The 570-nt window shown below is 41.6% G+C and carries 1 protein-coding gene; it reads left to right on the forward strand.

What is annotated here, in order from left to right:
• The coding region (locus tag ACP45E_RS01050) for a CheR family methyltransferase (protein ID WP_069584601.1) at window positions 1-461 on the forward strand (461 nt) is incomplete at its 5' end.
• Between the last annotated feature and the right edge of the window lie 109 nt (window positions 462-570).

The following is a 570-nucleotide window of genomic DNA, read 5'->3' on the forward strand; positions in this document are numbered from 1 at the left end:
TGACCATTTTAGAGACTCAGCAGCGTAAGCCAGGTATGCTGCCGAATGTTTCGATAACAGCAACGGATATTTCGGCAACCATGCTCGATATGTGCCGCGCTGGTGTTTACGATAATTTAGCACTCGGTAGAGGCTTATCGCCAGAACGACGTCGTACATTTTTTGAAGACGCTGGCGATGGTCGTATGAAAGTGAAAGATAACGTGAAACGATTGGTTAACTTTCGCCCGCAAAACTTAATGGAAAGTTATGCGCTAATTGGTAAGTTTGACATCATTTTTTGTCGAAATGTGTTGATCTACTTTTCACCAGAAATGAAATCACAAGTGCTAAATCAAATGGCCAATAGCTTAAACCCAGGTGGATATTTGTTACTTGGAGCGTCGGAGTCTTTAACGGGATTAACCGACCGGTTTGAGATGGTGCGTTGTAACCCTGGCATTATTTACAAGTTGAAGTAGCTAGCCAAAAGGTTGCCTTAGTTAGTCGGTATACTATAGAAAGCTCAGTCATTGACTGGGCTTTTTCTCTTTCTGTCCAAGTATTTTGGTTTATTGGTTATTGGTTATT

The sequence above is a fragment of the Vibrio genomosp. F10 str. 9ZD137 genome (assembly GCF_049974785.1).
Taxonomy (GTDB): Bacteria; Pseudomonadota; Gammaproteobacteria; order Enterobacterales; family Vibrionaceae; genus Vibrio.